The sequence below is a fragment of the Streptococcus sp. DD04 genome (genome assembly GCF_001578725.1).
In the GTDB taxonomy this organism is placed as follows: Bacteria; Bacillota; Bacilli; order Lactobacillales; family Streptococcaceae; genus Streptococcus; species Streptococcus sinensis.
Window position 1 is genome coordinate 97,530 of sequence record NZ_KQ968982.1, and the last position, 742, is coordinate 98,271.

1 pseudogene is annotated in these 742 nt (G+C 43.5%); it reads left to right on the forward strand.

Annotated elements, in window-relative coordinates:
* Positions 1–742: pseudogene (locus STRDD04_RS10765) on the forward strand (ISL3 family transposase); the annotation flags it as partial.

The following is a 742-nucleotide window of genomic DNA, read 5'->3' on the forward strand; positions in this document are numbered from 1 at the left end:
AAAAAGAATCGAAAATTCCTTACCTAGAATGTGCGGGATATAAAATGCTGATTCGTTTAAAGAAACGCCGTTTCCGATGTCAGGATTGCGGGAAAGTAGCTGTTGCTGAGACTTCTCTGGTCAAGAAAAACCACCAAATTGCAACCATCGTCAACCAGAAAATCGCTCAAAAATTGATCGAGAAAGTTCCTATGACGGCCATCGCTGAAAGCTTAGCAGTTTCCACGTCAACCGTCATTCGCAAACTAAAAGAATTCGAGTTCAAGACTGACCTCAACTGGCTTCCAGAACACATGTCTTGGGAGTGAAACAGTCTGGGGAGAGACTGTTTCAGCTGGCTTCAAGAAGGGAAAGATGAGCTTTATTGCGCAGGATTTTGACTCGCTCAAGGTCATCACAATTCTGGACGGACGAACGCAAGCAACCATTCGCAATCACTTTCTGCGCTATTCCAGACAGGTTAGAAACCGCGTCAAGGTCATTACCATGGACATGTTTAGTCCCTATTACGATATTGCCAGAAAACTATTTCCAAAGGCTAAAATCGTTCTGGATCGTTTTCACATTGTCCAACACCTAAGCCGGGCTATGAACCGTCTTCGCATCCAAATCATGAAGCAATTTGAGAGAAAATCTCACGAATACAAGGCACTCAAACGCTACTGGAAACTCATTCAACAAGATAGTCGGAAACTCAGCGATAAACGCTTTTATCGTCCGACTTTTCGCATTGTACGTTTGT